This window comes from Vibrio salilacus (assembly GCF_002811245.1).
Classification (GTDB): Bacteria; Pseudomonadota; Gammaproteobacteria; order Enterobacterales; family Vibrionaceae; genus Vibrio; species Vibrio salilacus.
The window spans coordinates 33,592-58,816 of record NZ_NIVQ01000011.1 but is presented as its reverse complement, the minus strand read 5'-3'; the positions used below and the strand labels follow the sequence as shown (position 1 = coordinate 58,816).

At 47.7% G+C, this 25,225-nt stretch carries 22 protein-coding genes; 17 read left to right on the top strand and 5 right to left on the bottom strand.

Annotated features, from left to right (window positions below; translation table 11 throughout):
- Positions 1-74 precede the first annotated feature (74 nt).
- From CDZ87_RS09630 to tldD, 8 genes are read left to right on the top strand one after another with little or no spacing between them, the layout of a single operon-like run.
- Positions 75-1,118 carry a rod shape-determining protein gene (locus tag CDZ87_RS09630; RefSeq protein WP_100753358.1) on the top strand — a complete coding sequence of 348 codons (1,044 nt, stop codon included), beginning with the start codon at positions 75-77 and terminating at the stop codon, positions 1,116-1,118.
- Positions 1,119-1,170: 52 nt separating this feature from the next.
- Complete coding sequence (gene mreC / locus CDZ87_RS09625) at positions 1,171-2,040, top strand: rod shape-determining protein MreC (RefSeq protein WP_100753357.1); 870 nt, start codon at positions 1,171-1,173, stop codon at positions 2,038-2,040.
- A gap of 5 nt (positions 2,041-2,045) precedes the next feature.
- The gene (gene mreD / locus CDZ87_RS09620) at positions 2,046-2,534 is read left to right on the top strand and encodes a rod shape-determining protein MreD (RefSeq protein ID WP_100753356.1); all 489 of its coding nucleotides are present in this window, start codon (positions 2,046-2,048) and stop codon (positions 2,532-2,534) included.
- 3 nt (positions 2,535-2,537) lie between these two features.
- Positions 2,538-3,098: a Maf family protein gene (locus tag CDZ87_RS09615; protein WP_100753355.1), complete on the top strand. Its 561-nt coding sequence runs from the start codon at positions 2,538-2,540 to the stop codon at positions 3,096-3,098.
- Positions 3,099-3,117: 19 nt separating this feature from the next.
- Complete coding sequence (gene rng, locus CDZ87_RS09610) at positions 3,118-4,587, top strand: ribonuclease G (protein ID WP_100753354.1); 1,470 nt, start codon at positions 3,118-3,120, stop codon at positions 4,585-4,587.
- 9 nt (positions 4,588-4,596) lie between these two features.
- Complete coding sequence (locus CDZ87_RS09605; protein ID WP_100753353.1) at positions 4,597-8,466, top strand: YhdP family protein; 3,870 nt, start codon at positions 4,597-4,599, stop codon at positions 8,464-8,466.
- Positions 8,467-8,477: 11 nt separating this feature from the next.
- Positions 8,478-9,299 carry a carbon-nitrogen hydrolase family protein gene (locus CDZ87_RS09600; RefSeq protein ID WP_100753352.1) on the top strand — a complete coding sequence of 274 codons (822 nt, stop codon included), beginning with the start codon at positions 8,478-8,480 and terminating at the stop codon, positions 9,297-9,299.
- Positions 9,300-9,309: 10 nt separating this feature from the next.
- Positions 9,310-10,755: a metalloprotease TldD gene (gene tldD, locus CDZ87_RS09595; RefSeq protein ID WP_100753351.1), complete on the top strand. Its 1,446-nt coding sequence runs from the start codon at positions 9,310-9,312 to the stop codon at positions 10,753-10,755.
- 150 nt (positions 10,756-10,905) lie between these two features.
- Here tldD and arcA read toward each other — a convergent pair whose 3' ends face one another.
- Complete coding sequence (arcA, locus tag CDZ87_RS09590) at positions 10,906-12,126, bottom strand: arginine deiminase (RefSeq protein ID WP_100753350.1); 1,221 nt, start codon at positions 12,124-12,126, stop codon at positions 10,906-10,908.
- Between the two features lie 565 nt (positions 12,127-12,691).
- Between arcA and rraB the strand changes: the two genes are divergently transcribed.
- The 8 genes from rraB (at position 12,692) to CDZ87_RS09545 (ending at position 20,636) form a co-directional block, all read left to right on the top strand.
- The gene (gene rraB, locus CDZ87_RS09585; protein WP_100753349.1) at positions 12,692-13,117 is read left to right on the top strand and encodes a ribonuclease E inhibitor RraB; all 426 of its coding nucleotides are present in this window, start codon (positions 12,692-12,694) and stop codon (positions 13,115-13,117) included.
- A gap of 764 nt (positions 13,118-13,881) precedes the next feature.
- Positions 13,882-15,033 carry an HDOD domain-containing protein gene (locus CDZ87_RS09575; protein WP_100753348.1) on the top strand — a complete coding sequence of 384 codons (1,152 nt, stop codon included), beginning with the start codon at positions 13,882-13,884 and terminating at the stop codon, positions 15,031-15,033.
- Between the two features lie 9 nt (positions 15,034-15,042).
- Entirely contained in the window at positions 15,043-15,411 is a 369-nt protein-coding gene (locus CDZ87_RS09570) for a response regulator (protein WP_100753347.1), read from the top strand.
- Positions 15,408-15,992, top strand: a complete 585-nt coding sequence (locus tag CDZ87_RS09565) for a chemotaxis protein CheC (protein ID WP_100753346.1) — start codon at positions 15,408-15,410, stop codon at positions 15,990-15,992. The genes CDZ87_RS09570 and CDZ87_RS09565 overlap by 4 nt, the downstream gene beginning before the upstream one ends.
- Positions 15,993-16,005: 13 nt before the next feature.
- Entirely contained in the window at positions 16,006-17,313 is a 1,308-nt protein-coding gene (locus tag CDZ87_RS09560) for a sensor histidine kinase (protein WP_100753345.1), read from the top strand.
- Positions 17,314-17,336: 23 nt separating this feature from the next.
- A complete protein-coding gene (locus CDZ87_RS09555) occupies positions 17,337-18,962 on the top strand; it encodes a GGDEF/EAL-containing response regulator (RefSeq protein ID WP_100753344.1) in 1,626 nt (541 codons plus the stop codon).
- Positions 18,959-20,260, top strand: coding sequence for a response regulator c-di-GMP phosphodiesterase, NosR family (gene nosR / locus CDZ87_RS09550; RefSeq protein ID WP_100753343.1), 1,302 nt, complete (start codon positions 18,959-18,961; stop codon positions 20,258-20,260). The genes CDZ87_RS09555 and nosR overlap by 4 nt, the downstream gene beginning before the upstream one ends.
- Positions 20,261-20,282: 22 nt before the next feature.
- Positions 20,283-20,636 (top strand): Hpt domain-containing protein, encoded by a 354-nt coding sequence (locus CDZ87_RS09545; RefSeq protein ID WP_100753342.1) that lies wholly within the window; start codon positions 20,283-20,285, stop codon positions 20,634-20,636.
- Here the strand turns inward: CDZ87_RS09545 and CDZ87_RS09540 are convergent.
- The gene (locus CDZ87_RS09540; protein WP_100753341.1) at positions 20,611-22,266 is read right to left on the bottom strand and encodes a sensor histidine kinase; all 1,656 of its coding nucleotides are present in this window, start codon (positions 22,264-22,266) and stop codon (positions 20,611-20,613) included. The genes CDZ87_RS09545 and CDZ87_RS09540 overlap by 26 nt on opposite strands.
- A gap of 9 nt (positions 22,267-22,275) precedes the next feature.
- A complete protein-coding gene (locus tag CDZ87_RS09535) occupies positions 22,276-23,091 on the bottom strand; it encodes a phosphate/phosphite/phosphonate ABC transporter substrate-binding protein (protein ID WP_100753405.1) in 816 nt (271 codons plus the stop codon).
- 327 nt (positions 23,092-23,418) lie between these two features.
- Between CDZ87_RS09535 and CDZ87_RS09530 the strand changes: the two genes are divergently transcribed.
- Positions 23,419-24,222, top strand: coding sequence for a glycosyl hydrolase 2 galactose-binding domain-containing protein (locus CDZ87_RS09530; protein ID WP_100753340.1), 804 nt, complete (start codon positions 23,419-23,421; stop codon positions 24,220-24,222).
- Here the strand turns inward: CDZ87_RS09530 and CDZ87_RS09525 are convergent.
- Complete coding sequence (locus tag CDZ87_RS09525) at positions 24,210-24,605, bottom strand: DUF2061 domain-containing protein (RefSeq protein WP_100753404.1); 396 nt, start codon at positions 24,603-24,605, stop codon at positions 24,210-24,212. The genes CDZ87_RS09530 and CDZ87_RS09525 overlap by 13 nt on opposite strands.
- 153 nt (positions 24,606-24,758) lie before the next feature.
- Entirely contained in the window at positions 24,759-25,196 is a 438-nt protein-coding gene (locus CDZ87_RS09520; protein ID WP_100753339.1) for a universal stress protein, read from the bottom strand.
- Positions 25,197-25,225 lie beyond the last annotated feature (29 nt).

Genomic DNA, 25,225 nt, shown 5'->3' with positions numbered 1-25,225 from the left:
TGCTGTGATGGCAAGGCATTGGTACATTTAATGCAATTTTCTATCTTATAATTCTTTCAGGACGAACGAAGAATATGTTCAAAAAACTTCGTGGCATATTTTCAAATGACCTATCTATCGATTTAGGTACTGCCAACACTCTTATCTATGTGAAAGGACAGGGTATTGTCCTCGACGAGCCTTCTGTTGTAGCCATCCGTCAAGACCGTAAAAGCGCGGGCAAAAGCGTTGCTGCGGTTGGTCATGCTGCTAAACAAATGTTAGGCCGTACGCCAGGGAATATTTCGGCGATTCGTCCTATGAAAGATGGCGTGATTGCCGACTTTTATGTGACCGAAAAAATGCTGCAACACTTCATTAAGCAAGTGCACGACAACAGTGTACTCAAACCAAGCCCGCGCGTTTTGGTCTGTGTGCCTTGTGGGTCGACTCAAGTTGAACGTCGCGCTATTCGTGAATCCGCGCTTGGTGCCGGGGCGCGCGAAGTTTATTTGATTGATGAGCCTATGGCGGCGGCGATCGGTGCTGGTTTACGTGTCTCGGAACCGACAGGTTCTATGGTGGTCGACATCGGTGGTGGTACCACGGAAGTGGCGGTCATCTCACTCAATGGCGTGGTTTATTCATCGTCAGTCCGTATCGGTGGTGACCGTTTTGATGAAGCGATTATTAATTATGTTCGTCGTAATTACGGCAGCTTGATTGGTGAAGCGACGGCTGAAAAGATCAAACATGAGATCGGTTCCGCTTATCCAGGTGATGAAGTCGAAGAGATCGAAGTGCGTGGACGTAACCTTGCAGAAGGTGTACCACGTAGCTTTAGCCTCAACTCAAACGAAATTCTTGAAGCGTTGCAAGAGCCATTAACGGGCATTGTGTCTGCCGTTATGGTAGCACTAGAACAATGTCCACCTGAGTTGGCATCAGATATTTCTGAAAACGGCATGGTATTAACAGGTGGTGGTGCCCTACTGAAAGATATCGATCGCCTTCTAACCGAAGAGACAGGGATCCCAGTGGTGATTGCTGAAGAGCCATTGACGTGTGTCGCACGTGGTGGCGGTAAAGCTCTAGAGATGATCGACATGCATGGTGGCGATCTGTTTAGCGAAGAATAATCGAATTCTCTTGGTGAAAGCCAAGAGCAGTAAGATAAGGATCTCATAGTTTATGAAGCCTATTTTTGGCCGGGGACCTTCACTTCAGTTACGCCTATTTTTTGCCATTATTCTATCAGCCAGCTTTATGCTGGCTGATAGTCGTTTAGGTACATTTGCTCAAGTGCGTTATTTACTCAATAGCCTAGTTGCGCCGATTCAGTACTTAGCCGATGTTCCGCGGGTCATGTTTGATGGTGCTTACGAGCGCTTTAACGTACGCCAAGACTATATGGAAAGCACTCGGGTGCTAAAGCGTGAAGTTTTGCGCCTTAAAAACGATCTGCTATTGCTTGATCAGTACCGTGAAGAGAACCAAAGACTGCGTAAGTTATTGGGTTCATCGTTTATTCGCGATGAGCGCAAGGTCGTGACGGAAGTAATGGCGGTAGATACCTCACCTTATCGTCACCAAGTTGTTATCGATAAAGGTATGATTGATGGTGTTTACATTGGCCAACCTGTGGCGAATGAGAAAGGCATTGTTGGTCAAGTGACCTTTGTTTCGGCGCACAATAGCCGTGTACTGTTACTCACCGATAGCTTGAGTGCGATCCCAGTACAAGTGATTCGTAACGACATTCGAGTGATTGCGTCAGGCACTGGAAAAAGCGATCGTATTAATCTTGACCATATTCCGATGAGTCTCGATATCGAAGAAGGCGATCTATTAGTCACTTCGGGCTTAGGCGGTATCTACCCTGAAGGTTTTCCGGTGGCACATGTGGCGAAAGTTGAGCGAGATACGGCACGCGAATTTGCCATGATTGAGGCCGAACCTGTGGTCGACTTTGAACGTCTGCGTTACCTGCTATTGATCTGGCCAAATGATTCTCGTCAGGAGAAAATTCAACAAGTATTGCCTGAGAATCTTGAGGAGTAACTGCAATGGCAAATAGTGTACTAAAAGGTAAACTTGTCATTGCTGGCTCGTTTTTGATTGCTCTGACACTGCAAACCATTCCATGGCCAGGCATGTTGGACTTACTGCGTCCGTCATGGTTGCTACTGGTGACTTGTTACTGGGTGCTGGCTCTGCCGCATCGGGTGAATGTTGGTTCAGCCTTGGTGTTGGGCTTATTGTGGGATTTGCTACTTGGTTCAACGCTAGGTATTCGCGGCATGATGATGTCGGTTGTCATTTATCTGGTCGCGCTCAATTTTCTCGTCTTACGCAATGTGGCCTTGTGGCAGCAAGCGATTGTTATTGGCACGATATCGGTAATATTGGATGTTTTGATCTTCTTTGGCGAATACCTGATTCAAGATGTCACATTTAATCCAGTCTCGTTATGGAGCGGTCTAATTAACTGCATTTTGTGGCCGTGGATGTTCTTATTGATGCGTCGAGTGCGACGCCATTGGCATATTAGATAGATAATGAAGCAAACACTGATTCTGGCTTCGGCCTCGCCGCGCCGTAAAGCGTTACTGACTCAACTCGGCTATCAGTTTGATGTCATCAAAACGGATGTTGAGGAGCAGCGCCAATCTGGTGAAGGTGCTTACAACTACGTGGCGCGATTATCGCAAGACAAAGCAAGAGCGGCGGTGAAGCAGCAGCCAGACTCGGTAGTGATTGGCTCTGATACGATTGTCGTTTGCGATGAGAAGGTATTGGAAAAGCCGGATGATTTAGCGCATGCTAAACAGATGCTGATGATGCTTTCAGATCGAGCACATCAAGTGATGACAGCCGTGACTGTCATGACTAAAGAGATTCAAGAGACTGTGGTTGTGACCACAGACGTATGGTTTAAACCCTTGTCAGAACAAGAAATAGAACAATATTGGCAAACGGGTGAGCCATGCGATAAAGCTGGTAGTTATGGAATTCAAGGTCTCGGTGGACGATTTGTCACTCGGATTGAAGGTAGTTATTACGCCGTCGTCGGCTTGCCTCTCTATGAAACTGACCAGCTCTTGCACAAATTCTTATAATTATTTTTGAGGTGCGCTCATGAGTGCAGAGTTGTTGATCAATGTGACCCCAAGTGAAACTCGTGTGGCCATGATTGAAGGGGGAGTCCTTCAAGAAATCCATGTCGAACGTGAAGCAAAGCGAGGTATTGTTGGAAATATCTATAAAGGTAAAGTCAGTCGAGTGCTGCCGGGGATGCAGGCGGCTTTTGTTGATATCGGTTTAGAAAAAGCCGCTTTTCTACATGCTTCCGATATTGTCCCACATACTGAATGTGTCGCGGAGAACGAAAAGCAGCAGTTTCAAGTCCGTGATATTTCAGAACTAGTTCGTCAAGGACAAGATATCGTGGTGCAAGTGGTTAAAGACCCACTCGGCACCAAAGGTGCCCGGTTAACCACTGATATCACCTTGCCTTCACGTTATTTGGTGTTTATGCCCGGAGCAAGTCATGTTGGGGTCTCTCAGCGCATCGAAAGTGAAGGTGAGCGCAACCGCTTGAAAAAAGTGGTCGGCCAGTATTGTGATGAAAATGGTGGATTTATTATTCGCACCGCTGCAGAAGGCGCTGACAATAAAGAGCTTGCTCAAGATGCCGCATTCCTTAAGCGTTTATGGTTAAAAGTCAATGAACGTCGCAGCAAGTACAAAACCCGCTCTGCCTTATATGGTGAACTTGGTTTGTCACAGCGAATTTTGCGTGATTTTGTTGGCACCGAATTAAACAAGATCTTAGTTGATTCACGCCAAGAGTTTGAAAACCTCAAAGAGTTTACTTGTGAGTACGTTCCTGAGCTGACTGACAAGCTTGAGCTTTACGAGGGTGATAAACCGATCTTCGATATGTATGACACCGAAAACGAGATCCAACGTTCTCTTGATCGCAAAGTTGAGCTCAAATCGGGCGGCTATTTGATCATCGATCAAACCGAAGCCATGACCACCGTCGACATCAATACAGGTGCGTTTGTCGGGCGTCGCAACCTCGAAGAGACTATCTTTAATACCAATATCGAAGCAACTCAGGCCATCGCTCGTCAACTGCGACTGCGTAATCTTGGCGGGATCATCATTATCGACTTTATTGATATGATCTCAGATGAACACCGCAATCGAGTATTGATGTCGTTGGCAACGGCGCTAGATAAAGACCGAGTCAAAACTAATATTAACGGTTTCACTCAGTTGGGGCTGGTCGAAATGACACGTAAACGCACTCGAGAAAGCATTGAACATGTTCTGTGTTCGAGCTGCCCTACGTGTGAAGGTCGTGGTAGTGTCAAAACGGTTGAATCTGTCTGTTATGAAATTTTACGTGAAGTTACTCGCGTTAATCGTGCTTATGATGCTGATAAATTTGTTGTTTACGCTGCTCCTGCCGTGGTCGATGCTTTGCAGGGCGATGAGTCACATGCACTGGCTGAGTTGGAGGTGTTTATTGGTAAGCAAGTTAAAATCCAAGCAGAGCCTTTGTACATCCAAGAGCAATTTGACGTTGTGATGATGTAAAGGCAGGTTGTGAATTCCACATTTACGCGCTTAACGCGATTTTTTCTCTGGTTTGTAGTGTCGGTATTGGTGCTATTGGCGATTACCGTCACTGGGCTGCGTATCGCCTTGCCACAACTCAACCACTTTCAACCTCAGATCCAAGCTTGGATCCATCAAAGCTCAGGGCTTGAGTTTGAAATCAGCGAAATTCACGGTTTCTGGCGCAATACCCATCCGTCAATTTCGCTGCGTGGTGCTAAGGCTAATACACCCAAAAGCAGTGGAATTGAGTTTTCAGCTCAAAATGTCGAGATTGAACTCGACCTATTTCAATCGCTGATCCAACGCCAACCTGTGGTGGCGGATCTGAGTATTCATCAGCTTTACCTCGACATAAGTTCCGTGGAGTGGATTACTGATAGTGATACGCCAGAGCTGAATCCTCAGGGAGAGCAAAAAAACGTTATCGAGCAACTGGATCAATTGTTGTTGCGTCAGCTAGATAGCTTTTCTCTGAAGCAGTCAAAAATTCACTTCTTAGGTATTGATGGTATACCACGCGACCTTGAAATTACTCATTTACATTGGCAAAACGATGGTCGTCACCATTTGGCCGATGGCGAAGTCAATCTTGCGCAAAGTAATGTTAACTCGGCCAGAGTCAAAGCTGACTTCATCGATCACGGCTCACTCAGTGAGGTCAGTGGTGAATTTTATGCCTCTGCGCAAAATGTGCTTATTACTCCGTGGTTGACTAAATATTTCCAAAGCGAAATGGGAATTGATAAAGGCCAAGTTAGTTTTAGTAGTTGGTTAACATTAGAACGAAATCAACCGGTTAGCGCCTATGTTGAATTGCAGTCATCCGAGTTGGTTTGGCAAGCAGGTAAACGTCATGAGCTGTTTCTAGAATCCGGTGTTTTAGAACTTGAGCCGCGTAAAAGCGGTTGGCAAGTCAATGCTTATTCACTGAATTTATATACCGATGACAAAGCCTGGCCAGAACTCGACATGGCATTTGATTGGCAGCCGGATGCTTGGCGTATCAACGTTTCTCAGCTTGATATTGCTGCCATCACTCCACTAGTCAAACTGGTGCCCCCATCCAATACCACCAGTGAGTTTCTCGAAACATTGTCGCTGGGTGGATTGGTCGAAGATATCAGGATCTCCGCTCATGGCGGATGGGAGAATCTGCACTATTCGGCTGAGCTTAGTCAGGGCAGTATGTCGCAATGGGAACTGCTGCCAGAGGTACATCAGCTATCAGCGTCGATTGCAGGCAACCTGCAACAGGCGCAGGCCCATGTCACATTGATTGACGATACGTTACCTTATGGTGAGGTGTTTCAAGCTCCACTGAATATCAAACAAGGTCAAGTTGATCTGGTGTGGCAAAATAGTCAACATGGCTGGAGTTTGTGGGCTGATAAAGTCACTGCCGCCACTCCAGATCTGCAAGTGTTGGGGGCATTTCGTCTTGATTTTCCCGACAACCAAAGCCCGTTTCTTTCTTTCTATGCCGAAGCCGATTTATACAACGCGGGTGAAACTTGGCGTTACCTGCCGACCTTAGCACTTGGTCAAAGTCTCACGGATTATTTAAGTACTGCGATTCAGGCTGGTAAGGTCAATACCGCAAAACTGCTGTGGTATGGGAAATTGGGCGATTTTCCCTATCAAAATAACAATGGTATGTTCCAAGCATGGGTGGGCTTAAAACAAGCAAAATTCAGCTTTGATACCGCGTGGCCATCGATTACTGATCTACAGCTCGATTTACTGTTCCAAAATGATGCCATGTACTTGGACTCTCATAGCGCCACTTTAATGGATGTCGACGCGAAGCGTATTACTGGCCGTATTCCACAATTAGCTCCGGGCGGACATATTGAAATAGAAGCCAAAGCGGTTGCTGAGGGTAATGCGGTACGTGATTACATGACCGCATCTCCGTTAGTGGATTCGGTTGGCGCTGCGTTGACCGCAGTACAAGTCGACGGTCTGGTTGAGTCGAGTTTTCAGCTTAATATTCCGTTTGACAGTACAAAAGACGCTCGCGCTTGGGGTTATGCCGATCTTACCGACAATCACGTCACGATTGATGCGCCGCCAATGACACTAGAAACGGTATCGGGTCGAGTGAAATTTGATAACGACGTTATTAGTGCGGCAGGCCTTGAAGCGACACTGTTGACGCAGCCAGTTTCGATTGATTTTAGTGGTGAAAACATGGCACAAGGCTATAGTGTGGCCATTGATGTTGTTGGGGATTGGGACATCAAACCATTGACGCCATACCTTGGCAAACATTGGTTAGGGCCGGTTGATGGTCATGCACCATGGCGCATGGATGTCGACATCCAGCTTGATGATGTCGGTTTTACCTATCAAGTTGATACCGAAGCAGATTTAAGATTGGTAAGTAGTCACTTACCACAGCCTTTAGCTAAATCGTTTGGTGAGGCTGGGAAAGCCCGCTTGCAAGCTTCGGGCAATCAAGAAAGCATTACGGTGCGAGTGCAAATGCCTAACGTTAAGTATCAGGCTGAAATTGATATTCGACCGGAAGTTCCTGTTTTCACCGATACTAATTTGGTGCTTGGCAAAGGCAGTTTTAAAATTAGTCCTGTGGTGGGGCATCAAGCACAGATCAGGCTCGACTCATTCGATGTAGATGACTGGCTTGAAATGTTGAGTGCGGATCAAGGGCCGTCTCAAGCGGTATTGGCAAAGTTAAAAACGCCTGAAATCCCTTTTCCTGAAAGAATTGACATTGATACCAAGGAGTTACGTATTGCCGGCATCGATTGGAATGATGTCGACTTTAGCGCTAAGCGCCAAGGACTGGGTTGGTATCTTAGCTTGGACAGTCAAGAGGCCAAAGGCGAGGCGAATTATCTGGATCCGTATGACTTGTCTGTGGCGTTAGAACGATTGCATGTTTACGTCCCGGCATTGGATAAAGATCGTCAAGAACCATTGATGTTTGAGCCAGAAAATTCTGAGCGACCACTGATCAGTGCGTTTGAGCGTCAGGTTCATCAGCAAATTCCTAATATCACGCTAACCATTGATGATTTTTGGCTACAGGGTTATCGAGTTGGCAAGGCGCATCTCGATTTACAGCGTCAAGGCGATAAACTTGAGTGGAAAACGCTCACATTTGAAAGCGGCACCAACCGAGCCGATATCAAGGGCTGGTGGTTACTGAATGAAACACAAAGTCATACCCAATTTGATATCCACATCTCGGGTGAAAATAACAGTGATGTGATGGAGCGCTTTGGTATTACCAGTGGAATTCAGCGTGCGCCATTTGATATCACTGCCGATGTGCAATGGGACGGTTCGCCTTGGTCTGGGCGGATGGATACCCTCTCGGGCGAGGTCTCAACTAAGCTTGGTAAAGGGGTCATTTCTGATGTCAGCGGCGCGGCAAGGTTGCTAGGGTTATTTAGTTTAGATTCAATTATTCGTAAAATGCAGCTTGATTTCAGTGATGTGTTTGACAAAGGGATGGCATTTAATTCGATTACTGGCAGTGGCTCGATTCGTAACGGTATTTTTCTTACTAATGACATCGAGATGGATGCAGTCGCCGGTGACATGAGCATCAAAGGTCTAGCCAATCTAAATACCCGCATGGTCGATGCCGAAGTGAAGTTCGTACCTGATATCACATCAGGTCTGCCAGTACTGACGGCTTTTGCAGTGGCACCACAGACCGCTTTGTATGTTTTGGCCATTACCACGGTGATTTCCCCTGTCGTTGAAGTGTTTACTCAGGTTGACTATCAAGTCAAAGGTCCGTTAGATGCCCCTGTTGTGAAAGAGCTATCACGTAGTAGAGGCGAATTTAAATTACCGGAGAAACTGCGCAAAGTGATTGAATAAGGATAATACTCATGGAACGAGTCGGTTTAATACAAATGACCTCAGGGCCCGCTCCTGAGCTGAATTTATCTTACATTAAGCAGCAGGTGATGCAGCTCGCGCAGCAAGGGGCCGAGCTGATCGTCACGCCAGAAAATGCTTTAGTATTTGGCAGTCGCAGTGATTACCATCAAGTGGCTGAACCTCTGGCTGATGGACCACTACAAAAAGCGCTTGCCAGTATCGCCGATGAATATGGTGTGTGGCTACTTATCGGCAGTATGCCGATAAGCCGACATAATGGCGTGACAACCACCTGTTTACTGTTTTCACCGCAGGGTGAGTTGGTGTGCCATTATGATAAGTTGCATATGTTTGATGTTGATGTCGCCGATGAGCATCGACGTTATCGCGAGTCAGAAACGTTCACGCCAGGTCAGCAAGTCGTCGACTACAGCACGCCATTTGCCCACCTAGGCCTGACGATCTGTTATGATGTACGCTTTCCTGCACTGTATAGTGAACTGGCGCGATTAGGCGCTAATGTGATCACTGTTCCTGCGGCCTTTACGGCAGTCACTGGTCGCGCCCACTGGCAAACATTACTGCGCGCGCGTGCGATTGAAACACAAGCTTGGGTGATTGCCGTCAATCAAGTGGGCACCCATCCCTGCGGTCGCGAAACATGGGGGCACTCAATGGTGATTTCGCCATGGGGTGAGGTGATCGCTTCACTGACCGATCAAGTCGGTAATATATTGGTCGATATTGACTTAAGCCAAGTAGAACAATTAAGAGCAGCCATGCCGATTCGTCAGCATGCTCGATTCAGCAACCAGTTACAAAAAGACTAAGAGCACATATATGACTATAAACCACGTAGAAAATGCGTTGCTAAAACCCGCCGGTTTGGGAGAACAAGCGATCATCGACACGTTGGCGAGTATTGCAACTCGTCAAATCGATTATGCAGATATCTATTTTCAATCGAGCTGGCATGAATCGTTAGTGCTTGAAGACAGTATTATTAAGGATGGCTCATTTAACATCGATTGTGGTGTCGGTGTACGCGCAGTTGCTGGTGAGAAAACTGGCTTCGCTTACTCAGATCAGATTCAACTCGAAGGCCTTAAGCAGAGTGCCCATGCGGCGCGAGGTATCGCACAGCAAGGTCAAAATGGTCAGCTTCAAGCGTTTAAGCGCAATGAGAATCAGCATTACTATGCTGCTGTTAACCCACTGGAAAGTTGGGCAAAAGAACAAAAAACACAGCTGCTGAAAGAGTTGGATGCTTATATTCGTACTAAAGAGCCGTTGATTAAAGAAGTCTCGATTAGTCTAAGTGGTGTGCATGAGCAAGTGTTGGTTGCAGCAACCGATGGCACCTATGCTGGTGATATTCGACCACTGGTGCGTTTATCGATCAGTGTACTAGCACAACAGGGGGATCGCCGCGAGCGAGGAAGTGCTGGTGGTGGTGGTCGCTTTGACTATGACTTTTTCCTCAGTGAAAGTGAAGGGGCTAAAGTTGCTTACCAATATGCTGATGAAGCAATTCGTACCGCGCTGGTTAATTTAGCCGCGGATGCTGCTCCTGCCGGGGCGATGCCTGTTGTTCTCGGTTCTGGCTGGCCTGGCGTATTACTCCATGAAGCGGTCGGACATGGCTTGGAAGGCGACTTTAATCGTAAAGAGGCCTCTGTCTTTAGCGGTAAAATTGGTCAAAAGGTGACTTCGGATCTTTGTACTATCGTTGATGATGGTACGCTAAAAGATCTGCGTGGTTCACTTAATATCGATGACGAAGGGGTGAATGGCCAATACAACACCTTAATCGAAAATGGTGTGTTAAAAGGCTATATGCAAGATAAGCTCAATGCTCGTTTGATGGGAGTTAGCCCTACGGGTAATGGCCGCCGTGAGTCTTATGCGCATCTGCCGATGCCACGGATGACCAATACCTATATGTTGCCTGGACAGCATACCCCTGAAGAGATTATTTCAACCGTGAAGAAGGGCTTGTACGCACCGAACTTTGGTGGTGGGCAAGTGGATATTACCTCAGGTAAATTTGTGTTCTCAGCATCAGAAGCGTATTTGATTGAAGATGGAAAAATCACTCGTCCCGTCAAAGGGGCCACATTGATCGGTTCTGGTATTGAAGCGATGCAGCAAGTCTCTATGGTCGGTAATGATCTCAGCATTGACCGTGGCGTCGGTGTGTGTGGTAAAGCGGGTCAGAGTATTCCTGTCGGAGTGGGTCAGCCGACGCTCAAGTTAGATTCAATTACGGTCGGTGGTACTGAGTAAAGCGAGAGCAGGCTTCGCCTTTCGAGAGATGAGAGCGGCGATATCGTTGAAAGTTATTAACGGTGACTGTTCTCGTTTATTCCTAATTGCCTGACAGTAAAAGAAAAGGGTTGGCACTATATGCCAACCCTTTAAGTTTTTCGCTTCTTGCTAAATGCCATCACGTTCAATAGGGCAACTCATACAGCGCGCACCGCCTCGGCCGCGTCCTAGCTCATTGCCCGGAATGGTCAACACTTCAATGCCTGCCTTATCGTATTTTTCATTAGTATAGACATTACGCTCATAGCCGATCACCACTCCCGGCTTAACCGTAAGGACGTTATTCGCGTCATTCCACTGTTCGCGTTCAGCTTCATAGCTATCACCACCAGTGGTAATGATCTTAAGGAAGTCAAGATCAAGCGCTTGTTCGATTGCGTGGATAAAGCTTGGCACTTTTTCGACCTTCATCTCACCGCCATCTTTAGCGGTTAAACTCCAGGTGTTAAGGTCTTTACGCATGATTTCTGGGTAAACAGAAAACGTGTCGATATCCATATGCGTCATAACGGTATCAAGGTGCATGCAAGAGCGGTGTTTTGGTAACTCAATTGCAATCACTTGCTTGGCCTGGCCATGTTTAAACAAGTTGGCCGCAAGGTTTTCAACGCCTTGAGCCGTGGTTCGTTCAGACATGCCGACCAAAACGGCGCCTTTGCCGATAACCAGAACATCACCGCCTTCAATATTTGCGTTGTCGTAATGCAAATCTTCATCGCCAAAGTACTTGATGAAGTCTTGTCCGGCAAATACTGGATGCCAGCGATAGATAGCTCGAAGGTGGTTGGTTTCACGCTGACGGGCCGCTTTCATCATTGGGTTGAGCGACACACCACCGTATACCCAACATGAGGTATCGCGTGTGAAAAGGTGATTAGGTAACGGCTCTATCACAAAGTCGAGCGGTCGATGCATGCTTGGTAGCATCGAGGCGGATTGAATAGGTAGCTCTGAATAAGCCAGGCCGCCAAGCAGTATCGTGGCGAGATGGTCGTTATCCATATCTAATAAGTAATGACGCAAATCTCTGGCGAAAGTGGGGCCGTAGCGCAAATCTGATATTTGCGTATTGAGTAGCCAGCTTTTTGCTTCCTCGACAGCTAAGGTTTCCACCAACAGATCGTGCAGTAGTAACACCTCGACGCCTTGGTTTGTTAGTGTCTGAGCAAACTTATCATGTTCTTCACCAGCGGCCTCAACAGCGAGAACATCATCAAACAGTAATTCGTGACAGTTTGAAGGGGTGAGGTGGGTGAGTGCGCGCTCAGGTCGATTGAGCAGTACTCGTCTTAATTGACCAACTTCTGAGCCTACGTACAACTTACTCATCATGTATCCTTACTTATTATTCCTGAGCCTAGTTATGTCAAGATTGTTATAAAGATGCAAGGCTATTTTATGGATGGATGAGTGGCTAAAAACAGATATGTTAGTCATATATTCTGGTGTGCGATGATTTTATGCGAACTATCACTATTGCTGACTTTTGTTATTTAGGCGTTGAACTGCGTTGCTATTCGTCTCGATTGGCAGTCCTGAGTGCGAAATGCCGCTATAATTGAGCATAGCTATGCAGATATCAGCAAGGCGAATTAAAATTGTTATGTTTTTATTCATTTTCTACCTTGCTTGGGATATGCAAATAGACAAGATAAAAACGCAGAAAGACGAAGCATAACCAGCTTTAGCCGCACAGATAGAATGTTCTGAATCGCCACATTGCTAAAAAAATGTTAATTGTCATTGTTGTGAAGTGGATCTTACTTGATCGCTAACAATTCTGTGGATAAAGATCTGGATCTTGGCCGATTTCAGGTAGTATTTTCCCTGGATCCATGCGATATTTCTCCGCTGTTACTTATGATCAATTTTGTCACTATCTGGAGCACGACATATGTCTCATGAAGATGAATATCTATCTGTTGAAGCGTTAATTGAAATTCAAAAAGAAGATACTCGCGATATCATTCAAGCCTTATTGGAAGATGGCAGTGATCCAGACGCTTTGTACGATATTGAACATCATCTTTTTGCTGAAGATTTCAACACACTAGAAAAAGCGGTTGTTGAAGCGTTCAAGATGGGCTTTGAAGTCCTTGAAGCTGAAGAGACAGAAGACGAAGATGGCAAAAAGTTACTCTGCTGTGATGCGACCATGGAGTCGACACTAAGCGCAGAAGCGATTGATGCGCAAGTTGAAAAACTTATCCATCTTGCTGAAAAATACGACATCATCTATGACGGCTGGGGCACTTACTACTCTGGCGAAGATGCGCTTTACTCAGAAGAAGATGACAGCGACGATTTTGATGATGAATAAAAGTGAGAATTAATGAGATGAGAACCTCGCCATATGGTGAGGTTTTTATCTTAGAATTTAAAACATAACCATACACCTTTGAATATTAAATTTTTTGAATACTTAATTGATCGATGAATATGTTAGATCACTAATATTTGTTTAATCTAATCATACTGTAAGTTGCCCACAGAATTCCATGCGACATAAGGTCAAACTTAAAAGCCCTCCAATAAGTAGGACCACTTAGTCTAGGTCTTCACCCATGTGTCGGTTCGCCATAAAGTCTGCCTTGCCATTGATTAGCCTGCAGTGGTGGTAGTCAATTATTAGGGTCTGTTTATCTTTCGCAGTTAAATTTTGTTCGAGATAGAATCGTTTTAGGTGCGGCAAGAAGTATGTCGCCTAGTTATTCTAAGTCAATACGGCTTAACAAAGCATAAAACGATTCTAGCCGAACCCTTCGGACAGCCTTTGTGGTTCATTTCTACTGCGTTATCGGCTTTTTAGTAACCACACGTCAAAGCCGATGCCTTGTATCAATTTCCCACAAAGTGCTGCAAAAATCAGCTCGAACGGTCAACAGAACCTAGTGATTTAAAATTCAAAAAACAACCTCTTTCTGGGTCGATTGAGGCCGAATTTCCCCAGGCTACCCCATTTTCCACATTTGTTAAGCGGTTGGCAGCAAAGCCCAATTTTTTGTCTATGCTTTAAATAAGCGACTGGGAGTGCGGTGAAATCGTAGTAGACAGCACCTAATCTTAAATAACAAGTGAGAGAGTATGGTAAAGAGTAGTTTTCAGGTCCTCTATATCGATGATGATGAGTTCATGCTGAAAGCCGCCAGCCGGTTGCTGAAGCGTTTGAAACCTGACTGGTCAATCACCTTGATCCAAGATCCTGCGATGTGGCGTGATCTGATCGACGCGAAGGCCATATCCCCCGATTTGGTTTTGAGTGATCTGATCATGCCTGATCTAAAGGGCGACGAGCTACTGGCACAAGTCAGCCAACACTTTCCCAACAGCATCCGAGCCTTGATCACCGGCGACACCACGGTCGAGATTGAAACGCTGGCCAACAACTGGACCCACTTTATATTACCCAAGCCGTTCTCCGAAAAAGACTTTGAGCAAATTCTAACTTGTGCTGAGAGGCTTAGGTCCTTGCCATTTTCAACCCGTTGTCGCCAACAATTAGCCGGTATCGAGAACTTGCCGGTGTTGCCTAGCATCGTTCGACAACTGGAACTGTGTATGGCCGACAAACAATGTGGCAGTGCTGAACTTGCCCATATTGTTGCGAGTGAACCTCCCTTGGCGGGCCAGGTGCTTAAAGCCGCTAACTCCGTGTACCTGGGGTTTGAAAGCCCAACTAATTCGTTGAGCTCCGCGGTGTCTCGATTGGGCATTAAGGTGGTGTGCGGCATTGCGATGACCATGATGAATCGCAACGCTTTCCGTCAATTGAGCGATGAGGAACATGACGCCATAGTGGTACACCATCAAATGCTCGCTAACCTCGCTGGGGCGCTCGCACAACAATTACATTGGTCTGCGGAAGATCAAGATAACGTCTATTTGGTATGCTTGTTGTCCGCGATTGGCGAGTTAGTCCTCAAAGAAATGGGCTACACGCAAGCGCTTGATAGCGCCAATCCCCTCGATTTTCAAGTTGGTTACCAAGACAACAGCGTGATTAGTGCCTACGTGCTGATCTTGTGGGGATATCATTTGCCCGTTGCGGAAGCGATTCTGACGCTTGGGCAGATGCCCCTCGTCGCTGACCCCAATCAGTGGGGAATGGGACAACTGGTGCACTTTTGTCACGACTATGCTAAAGCCCATAACGCTGGGACGTTAGACGAATGGCTGGATTCCCTTTCTGAGCCATTGGGCGTGTTGGCGGCCCTGTTGCTATCACCGGAAAAGTAGGAGGAGCCTATGTCAACTATTTCGGTCACTATTGTTGATGATTCTAAAATGTCGAGAAAAGCCGTGATGCGTGCCTTGCCACCGGAGCTGCATGAGAACGTCCATGAAGCGACCAATGGGGTTGAAGCTTTAGAAAAATTTCATGAGGGTAAAGCCGATGTCATGTTTCTAGACCTGACCATGCCTATCATGGACGGCTTTGAAGTATTGTCTGAGCTGAAAAAACAGGCCGCGCGGAATTTCGTGTTTGTGATCAGTGCCGACATTCAACCCACGTCTCAGCAAAAAGTCATGGAACTGGGCGCAGTGTCATTTCTCAAAAAGCCGTTGGACGCGTCGATGTTGAAAGAGCTGTTGCATGAGGTGGGCCTAATATGAAGTCGACGTTAAGTGCTGACCACGAAGACTCGCTCAAAGAGTTGCTCAACATCTCGATGGGGCAGGCTGCCTGCAAGCTGGCAACCTTACTCAATCATCCTGTGACCTTAACTATCCCCAGCATTGACATCGCCTCACCTGGTCAGTTAATGGAAATGTTCGGTGATGTAAAAACCCATTACTACACCAGGCAACCGTTTTTCGGCCAAATGTCCGGTGAAGTCATTACTCAACTGACCAAGCAAGGTGGGGATACCATCGCCAGTGATTTGTTGGCGCTGGACGATGGCCAAGTAATTGATAGCCAAACGCTTTATGATAGTTTACTCGAGGTGTCGAACATTCTGTCTGGCGCGAGCTTGAGAGGGCTGTGTGAGCAAATCGAGTTGGAGACGCGAACCCAACCTCCGGTCATGTATTCCCCTGAGCGCCAACCCATTCCAAGCAACAAATGGCAACAAGCGATCATCTTGCATGTCTCTTTCTTAATAGAGTCTGCAAGTTTTGAAACAAAGACCATCATTTGTTTCGCCGAAGACGGGTTTAATGTCATCGTGAACCGATTGGAAGAATGGCTATAGTCAGGGAGGATTTATGAAAGCAAAACTCGCGCTCTCAGATTTACTCAACCAACTGTCGGTGGCGATGTGCATCGTTCGTAAAGACTACAACATCGTGATGGCCAATTCGTATTTCCAGTCACGCTCTGGCCTAGCCAAAGACGAACTACAGGGACAAAACGTCTTGTCGGTTTTTCCGGATGGAGCCGCTTTGCTGAAACGCAAAATCGATACTGCGTTCGTTATTGAATCCCCAAGCTTTTCGTCCTGGGAACAGGCCCCGCACGTTTTGCCGTTTAAGTCTTCTCGTCAAGTTTCTGGGCAAGAAGAGAAGATGTTCCAAGATCTTGAGTTTATCCCTATCCACGGTCAAGACGGCACTTTAGATCACGTGTGCATTTGTGTCTATGATCTCACTGCTCAAGCCTGCCAGCAAACCGAACTCAAGACCCTGTCTCGCCGTTTGCATCGTGAACAAACAGAACTTAAAGACGCGCTGAGCAACCTTAAAAATGCTCAAAGCCAACTTTTGCAGTCGGAGAAAATGGCGTCGATTGGTCAACTGTCAGCGGGTATCGCTCACGAAATAAACAATCCACTCGGTTTTATTACTTCTAACATTCAGACGTTGGACGATTACTTTCGCAAGATCTCTGACGTCGTGAGTGCACTAGAGCAAGCGATCGAGGAGTCGGGTGATGCGGCGTTGGTCGAGCGACAACGCCAGTTGGTGGAGCATTCTAAACTGACATATGTGCTGGAAGACGTCAACGATCTGATCGCCGAATCACTTGAGGGCTCTTCTAGAGTGATGGCGATAGTGAAGAACTTGAAAGAATTCTCCCACGCCGACGACTCTGAATGGCTCTACAGCGACCTCAGACAAGGATTAGACTCGACTTTGCGCATCATCAACAACGAAGTCAAATACACTGCCATTGTCGAGCGCGAGTACGCCGACGCTACGCCAAGTGTCTACTGCCAACCAATGCAACTTAACCAGGTGTTTCTCAATCTGTTGGTGAACGCCAGCCAAGCCATTCAAGAAAACGGGATCATCCGAGTGCGTATGCAACCGCTGTCGGACGATCAGGTTCAAATTCAGATCGAAGACAACGGCTCCGGTATCCCGAAAGAGAACCTGTCGGCGATCTTTGAGCCTTTTTTCACGACTAAGCCCGTTGGCGATGGTACAGGTCTAGGTCTCTCCGTGTCATATGGGATCGTCAATGCACACGGTGGCACCATCGAAGTGGACAGCGAAGTGGGTAAGGGGACCACGTTTACACTGACCCTGCCTGTTCATAAAACCACGGTGGACAACGCCGGCCCGATTAATTAGAGCAGTCAATAGGATGGGATGTTATGGATTTTGCTGAGATTCTCATAGTGGATGATGAAATGAGCATCCGTAATGCCTTACGACGAGAGCTGCGCTTCAAAGTGGCCACTGTGCACACCGCAGAAAACGCCGCGCAAGCGCTCGCGGTCCTAGACACCCACCACATCGATTTAATAATCACTGATTACCGAATGCCTGAGATGACTGGCACTGAATTGCTGCTGGAAGTCAAGCAACGCCATCCAGAAGTGCCCGCGATTATGTTGTCGGGTCAGGCCGATTTGAGTGGTGTGACGGCAGCCATCAACGCTGGTGTGCTCAATCAGTATATTGATAAGCCTTGGGACGGCAACAAACTAGCCTCAGTCATCTCCTCCACGTTGCATGACCACGATCCGGTTCGAGACCGCCGAACTCAAATGGCCACTCGCCGAGAGCTCGATCGGCGATTGGCGTTGCTGCCCGAACACACTGAGAATGGCCGGCCATGGCTGCTGGTCATTGTCGATATTACCGATTTAGACGCCTATAACAACACGAACGGTAAAGCTTCTGGCAATTCGCTGATCCAGCAAATGGCTGTCGCGATACAGCGCAGTACGGACCATATCTGGTATCGGGCTGACGATAAGTTTGTCATGTTCACCGAATACTCGGCCGAAGGCCATCAAGAGATTGACACCCTAAGACAGTGCATTGAGGCGATCTGCTCAGCATACCCACAAGCAATCGCAATGCGTTGCTACGTTAGTGAGGCCAAACATTGGGATGGGTGGAATGAGCAAAAGATGTCGTCGAGTAAAGCCAAGGCTTTACCAATCAATGCTCATGTGCACTGGTTGGTGCTGGAGGGCAATCGGGAGATCGCAGAAGAGTACATCGAGTTAGGGAATCTAATCCAAGATCTGAACCAGGGCAAAGTCGAGGCGTTTTTCCAGCCACAATTGACACTCGCCACTGGCGATATTACTCATTGTGAAGCCTTGGTTCGACGGCGATTGCCCGACAATTCCTATCAAAGCCCAACGGACTTTTTGCCTATGGTTCATAAATATGGCCTTGACGACTTGCTTACCGTCGTAATGCTACGTCATGCGGTGGCCATGTTAAGACGCAAAGGCACGCCGGGGACGTTGACGGTAAGTGTCAATGTCACAGCCAAGCAGTTGATCACAGGGTATGCCCAGCGCTTGCTGCGTGAGCTTGAGCCCGACCCAGCGGTGGCCCTTAGCGACATCGAAATCGAAATCGTAGAAAGTGATCAGATATTCGATTACCCAAGGGCCCTTACGCAGTTTCATCAGTTACATGATCTGGGGGTTACGATCGTTATGGACGATTTTGGTACCGGGTACTCAGGCTTTGAATCCCTATGCGAACTGCCGTTCGATGTGGTCAAAATCGATGGCCGCTTTGTTCGTGCTCTAGGCAACAATTTATCCGATGAGGTGATTTTGTCCTCGATCACCAATAGCGCCAAGTCACTCAACATGGAGGTGGTCGCAGAATGGGTAGAAAAGCGCCGCCAGGCCGAGTATCTTAAGCGCAAAGGTTGTACTCGCATTCAAGGGTATTTGGTCAGCCCGCCATTACCCCTGGACGAATTTTTGTATTTCTTGGATAACCGTGTGGCAGGAGCCGAATTATGATTGAAGCTGACGCCAGTTTCCCCCTAGAAAAATTGCACCTTTTGCTCTTGGACGACGAACCAGACATTCTTAAGTCCTTGACGCGTGTGTTGCGTTTTGATTATCAAGTAGTGTCGTTCAACAACGGTCATGACGCCTTGGCTCACCTAGAAGAGCATGACGTGTCTATCATCATCTCTGACATGCGTATGCCTGAGATGGACGGGGCGGAATTTCTTACTAAAGCCCGCGCGATCCGCCCTAACTCCATTCGGTTCCTCTTGACCGGGTACAGCGATATGGAGTCCACCATTCGAGCCGTCAATGAAGGGGGGATCCACACTTACATTGCCAAGCCTTGGGACAACGAAGGCTTGAAACTGACGCTTTCTAAAGCCTCTGAGCTGTTTGAATTGCGCCGTCAAAAGCAGGCTCTGACCGATGAACTGCAACAGAAAAACGTTCTATTGAGTGATTTGAATGACGCCCTCGAAGACAAAGTCAAACAGCGCACCGCCGCGTTGCAAGACTCCAATAAAAAGATGAGTGCGTTGTTGACTAGTCGGACTCGAATCTTTAAAGACATCCTTGCCGCTCTGTCCGCTATCATTCAACACGCCACAGGACAGCCACACCATCAAAGTGAGCGGGTCGCCGAATACACTAAGTTGGTCTCGACGCGCATGGCACTGCCTGAAGCGCAGGTGTCCCATTGTTATTTGAGCGCCCTGCTTCACGAAATTGGTTTGATAGGAGAGAGCTCCGCTCCCGAGGTACTGACGACCCAGGGAGAGGGCGCGAAGATCCGCCTAGCTCCTCTGGCGAACGCGGAAGTCGGCGCCACCATCATTGGCCAAATTCAGCGCTTTAGCCCGCTGGTAGACATCATTCGTCATCAGGACGAAAACTTTGACGGCACTGGTTACCCTGATCATCTTGCTGGGAATGCCATCCCCGTCGGTGCCCGGATTTTGCGGGTGATAAAAAATTACGATTTTTTTGTCTCGAGTCTGCATAACACCGCTCGGCTCAAGCCGAGCAGTGCTAGGGCTTTCTTAGAGCAACAAGCAGGCACTCTGTATGATCCAGAGGTGGTTCGTCACTTCTTGGAGGTGCTCAAGACTGAAGTGGAAGACGCCGACGTCGACTTATGTGTCGGCCTTGATGAACTTAAAATTGGTGCCGTGCTTAAGCAGGACGTGTATCACCCGAATGGCCAGATGATGTTGTCTGCGGGCCAAGAGATCAACGAGGCATTGCTTAATAAACTTAAACAAATTGAAGCGTCCGTGGAAGTGCCTATCGCCGTGTACGTTTGATCCGATAGAAAGAGAGGTAAATATGACAAAACCTACATACGGCTTTTCCCCAGATAGCATTGCTGGGTTGGTGGGAGAGGAGGGCATTGAAGAATTGCTCACCGAATATCAGTCGTTGGCCTGTCAGTATTTAGCTCTACCCGCTCCGCCTCTAGGGGAAGCGGTCAATGCCACGTTCTATCGTACGGTACACTCATTGAAGGCGGCCAGTCAGTTTGTCGGTGCTGAGCGGGTTGCAGAAGAGGCGCTCGCCCTGGAAACCTTGTGTAAGGATGGTGCGGTATGCAATGGTACTATCACCACCATAGCGGCGGATCTTCAACTACAATTAAAAGACATCAATATGCAAATCACGCACTATCTGCAGTCTCGTTGAGGGCTTGAACTGAGAGCGAAAGAGGGAAAGCCAGCGTAACGGCCACACCGCCTACATCGCGGTTTCGAACGCGCATCACCCCATCATAATGACGCACGATATTATATGCAAAGGTCAATCCCAGCCCCATTCCTTGTCCGATTGGTAAGGTGGTGAAGAAGGGATCATACACCCGCTTCAGATCCGCCTTCTCAATACCCACTCCGTTATCTACCACATGGATCACCCAATGTTGGCCGTCTTGTTGGACGGCGATTGAGATCTGGCCTTCTTCTGGGTTGGACTTGCGCCCGCACGCCTGAATGGCGTTCCTCAGCAGCTCGGTGAACAACTGTTGAAAGTCGTCTGGGTGTACGTGCCATTGTGGTAAGTCAGTAAGCGTCGCGCTTATAGTGATGCTCAACGTCTCCGGCGGCTCAAGGTTCTCCACGCAATGAGTCACCAGCTGTTTGAGCAAAATCGGCTCTCGTGCTCCTTTTTCTTGATGCAGTTGGGTGGCGTAATGTTGCAGCGCTGTGACGATAGCTCGAACCCGGTCCACGCTCACTAGCGCATCGTTCAAGCTGTCACGAAAGTCTTCCTCTAGACATTCTACGTATTGAGCCTGTTTCCATTGCTCTAGGTCGAGATTGGCTTGAGCATCGTAGCGATCGCGCAACGCTTCGCTGCGCTTTATCCACGTTTGGTAAGTGTTTAAGTAGGTCTGGCACATTTGAAGGTTACTGCTCACGGCCCCCATGGGGTTGTTGATTTCATGCGCCACCCCAGCGGCCATGGTACCAATCGAAGCCAGTTTTTCCGACTCGACCAGCTTCTCTTGGGTATTTTTGAGTTGCTCATTAGTGGCCGTCAACTGATGATTGGCCTCGGTCAGCGCTTGCGTGCGCCTTTGTACTCGGGTTTCTAATGTCGCGTTGGCTTCCTCTAACTCGTTATGATAGCGCTCAGCTTTGTCTTCGGACAATTTGATCTGGGCGGCCATGTTACGAAAGGCGCGCGATACTGTGGCCAGCTCGTCTCGGCCGTCAGTGCGAACATCGACATCTCGAGCACCGGCCGCGATGTCGTCTGCGGCCCGTCGCAGTTCGCTCAATCGCTGAGTCAGATACGCTCCGAGCACATAGGAGAATAACGCCACTAAGGTCATTTCGCCTACCACGATAAGCGTACTCCATTTCTTGGCCGAATCGATGGCAGCATTAAGGGAAGACATGTCAAAACCAAGCCACACCGTGCCAAATTCGATTCCAGCTTCGGCGATCGGGCTCGAGACATCAAATACGCCATCCGTCACTTGATGCGAGCCCCCCTCCAAGCGTGAAGGATCGTAATCACTGGGTAGCGAACCGACACTTGACAGTACTTGGTCGCCTTCACCGAACACCACCACATAGATAATGTCTTCGTTAAGCAGCAACTCTTGGGTAAAAGACTCGACGGTTGCCAAATCGTAAGAGAGCACCGCATTTTTGACCGTGGAGGCGAACAAGTCAGAGGTGGAAAAAGCGCGTTGATCCAAACCGTCAAAGTTGGTCGTGCGCAGGTAATTGAGCGTCAACGTCAATAGAATAGCCAACAGCACAGCTTCAATCAGTGCCACCCCGAGGATGGTTTTTAGTCTCAGTGACATGGTTTAACCCTAAGGCGTTAGGTACTTGTCGAGCAAAGTGATATTTAGGGCACGGACATCGTCCCAGTCGCTGTCCTGCGCCGACTCGATTCCTTTGAATTTGATCCGCCCTAACAGCGCTTGCCCTTCGCTGTCGTCATTCAGTGTCAGCATCGCCTCGGCGATCTTCGCACTTACCTCAGGCGGTAAAGCGGGATGGGTCGCAAATGCATGCGGTGTGTAGCCGGGGGTACGCCACAGTACTTTGAGTTGACTGCGTACCGCCGGATCAGTGTTGTTAAGGGTACGCTCTATACCGCCCCCTGCTGGGAAGAAACCTTTGGCGACGTTGAGGTACACCGAGTCGTGCGAAGAGACATATTGGGGCGTGAAAGTTATCCCCATCGCCTGCAACGACGAGCGGGGGATAAGGCTCGCGGCAAAGGCTGCGGGCGAAGGAAAGACCAAGGTTTCACCATCCAAATCCTTCAAGTCTTGGATGGAACTGTCGCTCTTGGCGATGACGATGCCACGGATCAGTTTGTCTTTTTGTTTGGCAAATGCTTCGTACCCCGGTTTTTGATGAAATACCGTATAGTGATAAGGGTTCATGTAGGCGATGTCGTACTCGCCTTTGAGCACGCGTTGCTCAAATTCTGGGATGTCCTTGGCGGTGCGAAAGACGATTTTGAGTCCTGTTTTTTCAGACAGGTGCTGCAAGATCGGCCCCCAGTTTTTGGCGAGGGTGATCGCCGATTGTTGTGGAACAATGCCAAATGTCAGGACGGGTTCCTGAGCCTGCAGTGGCAGCCCGACGATTAACGTCACCAATGCCAACTTTTTCATGTTGTTATCCCTTTCCATACCCAACTTCCTTAAAGCATAGACAAAAGATGGGGGAATTCGAATTTTAATGATTTTTCATGGCGTTGACGAAAAGTAATATGACATAGTCGAGTGGTTTTTCTCCTCCAAGCTTGGGCATCCTTTATGCGTAGTTGCATTAATGACAAGTTACTGCTTATTAATTGATAGTAAGCCGTCGAGCTCATGACCGAATCTGAATATCAGCCAATTGGCTGATATTTTTGTTTTGGTCCCTTGGTTGGCTATCTTTTGACACTCATCTGGCATTATAATCGTCAAACTTTGATCTAAGACAAGTTTGAAACTATGCAACTCTCTCTTGCTGGCCTTTGGCAAGTCTCACCGTTGACTGACTTATCTATCCCTCAGGATGACATTACGTTTCCTGCTCCATTGAGCCAAGCACTCCCTGAGACACTGTCTGAAAGCGAGATTGCTGAGCAAGAGTGGCATTTAATGCACGATATTGATGTTGATGAGTCGATGTTGGCGTTTCCATCAATTGATCTTGTCATGGCTGGGATAGACTATTACGCACAAGTGCGTCTTAATGGCGTCGCCGTTTTTGATTGTGATAAGTCTCAGCTGGTTTATAAAAAAGATATTCGTCCTTATCTGCAATTAGGTCGTAACCGTTTTGAGGTTTTGTTTCTAGCAGAGGAACAAGATTGGTTGTTGGACGAGCCAGAGAGCGCGCCACTTTGTCCATTGATTGCAAAGGACGACACTCCATCTGACTCACGCATCGGCGTGTGGCAAGCTCCCTACCTGCAGTTGATTGCCAATGTTCGTTTAGAGCATGTGACGACAGAACAGATTTGGCACCATGGCGGTGGCTGTGAATTCCTTGTTGATCTCTACTATAAAACTTACTCACCAGGTCTTGTGTCGGCGTCGGTTAAATTTAACGCAATGACCTACCACTTGCCGATTGATGTGCGAGATAATCACACTAGTGCGTTGTTCCAGATTGATGCGCCCATTTATGCCGATGTGAGTTATCCTAAGCGTGAAGATTTGTATCTGCTTGAGGTGACGCTTGATGGCCAAACTCAACGCTTTCGTATTGGCTTGAGTCGCGATCTGTGCGTCACACACTATGCACTGTGAATACCGCCCCATTCAAGGCGTGCATGTTGTTTACGTAACCACACTTTTTCATGCCAGTAGTAGGCTAAGGTATTAATTGTTGGCTCGATGGTGGCCATAATTCCGCCAACAAACGCGTCACCGGTGACGAGATAAACCACGCTAAATGCAACGCTAAAGTGTACGATAGCAAAGCTGGTTGTCTTCACTTTGGCTGATTGAGCCAGTGTGCGCAATGCGGCGTTGTTACTCCAGACACGTTCATGAAAGTAAAACGCAACGGTGTTGACCGATGGCTCAATCATGGCAATCAGACTACCGAGCAGAAGATCACCGGTTAGCAAGTACGCTACCGTCAGGGCGATGGTAAAGTGTAAGGCGGCGAAAGTAGCGGTCTTTTTCATCATCTTCATCATCATGGCCTACCGTTGGTTGGGATAGGATTATTATTGATAACTATTCGCATTAAGTGAAGTGGATTTAACCGATACTCTTGATAGGTAATATCAATCAAAAAGGCGCTCAATGAGCGCCTTTGGTGTTATTTGAGCTAGTATTTACCCTTGCGGCTTAACGACAAGAACGTTAATCGGAGAGTTATGCACCACTTTACTGGCCACTGAACCAAGCACGACTTTATCAATCTTAGAGCGTTTATGACTTGGCATTACGATCAAATCTGCACCGAGTTTTTCTGCATAATCAAGGATGGTGGCATAAGGCTTCCCTTCCGCAACATGCACTTTATACACGACATCTTCGCCAATATGCTGCACAGCGAACTTTCTCAGTTGGTTTTCGACGTCTGCTTTCATTTTCATTGCGGCATCTTTGGGGAAGTAGGTCGCAACCATCGACATATGGATGCCCGGCAGAACGTTGAGCAGATGAACGACTGCGTTGGATTGTTTTGCTTGCCACACGGCAAGCTCAACGGCTTTGTCTGAAAAGCCTTTGTCGTTTAAATCGACCGGAACGAGAATTTGTTTATACATTGTAATATCTCTATGTCATCTCTTACCGC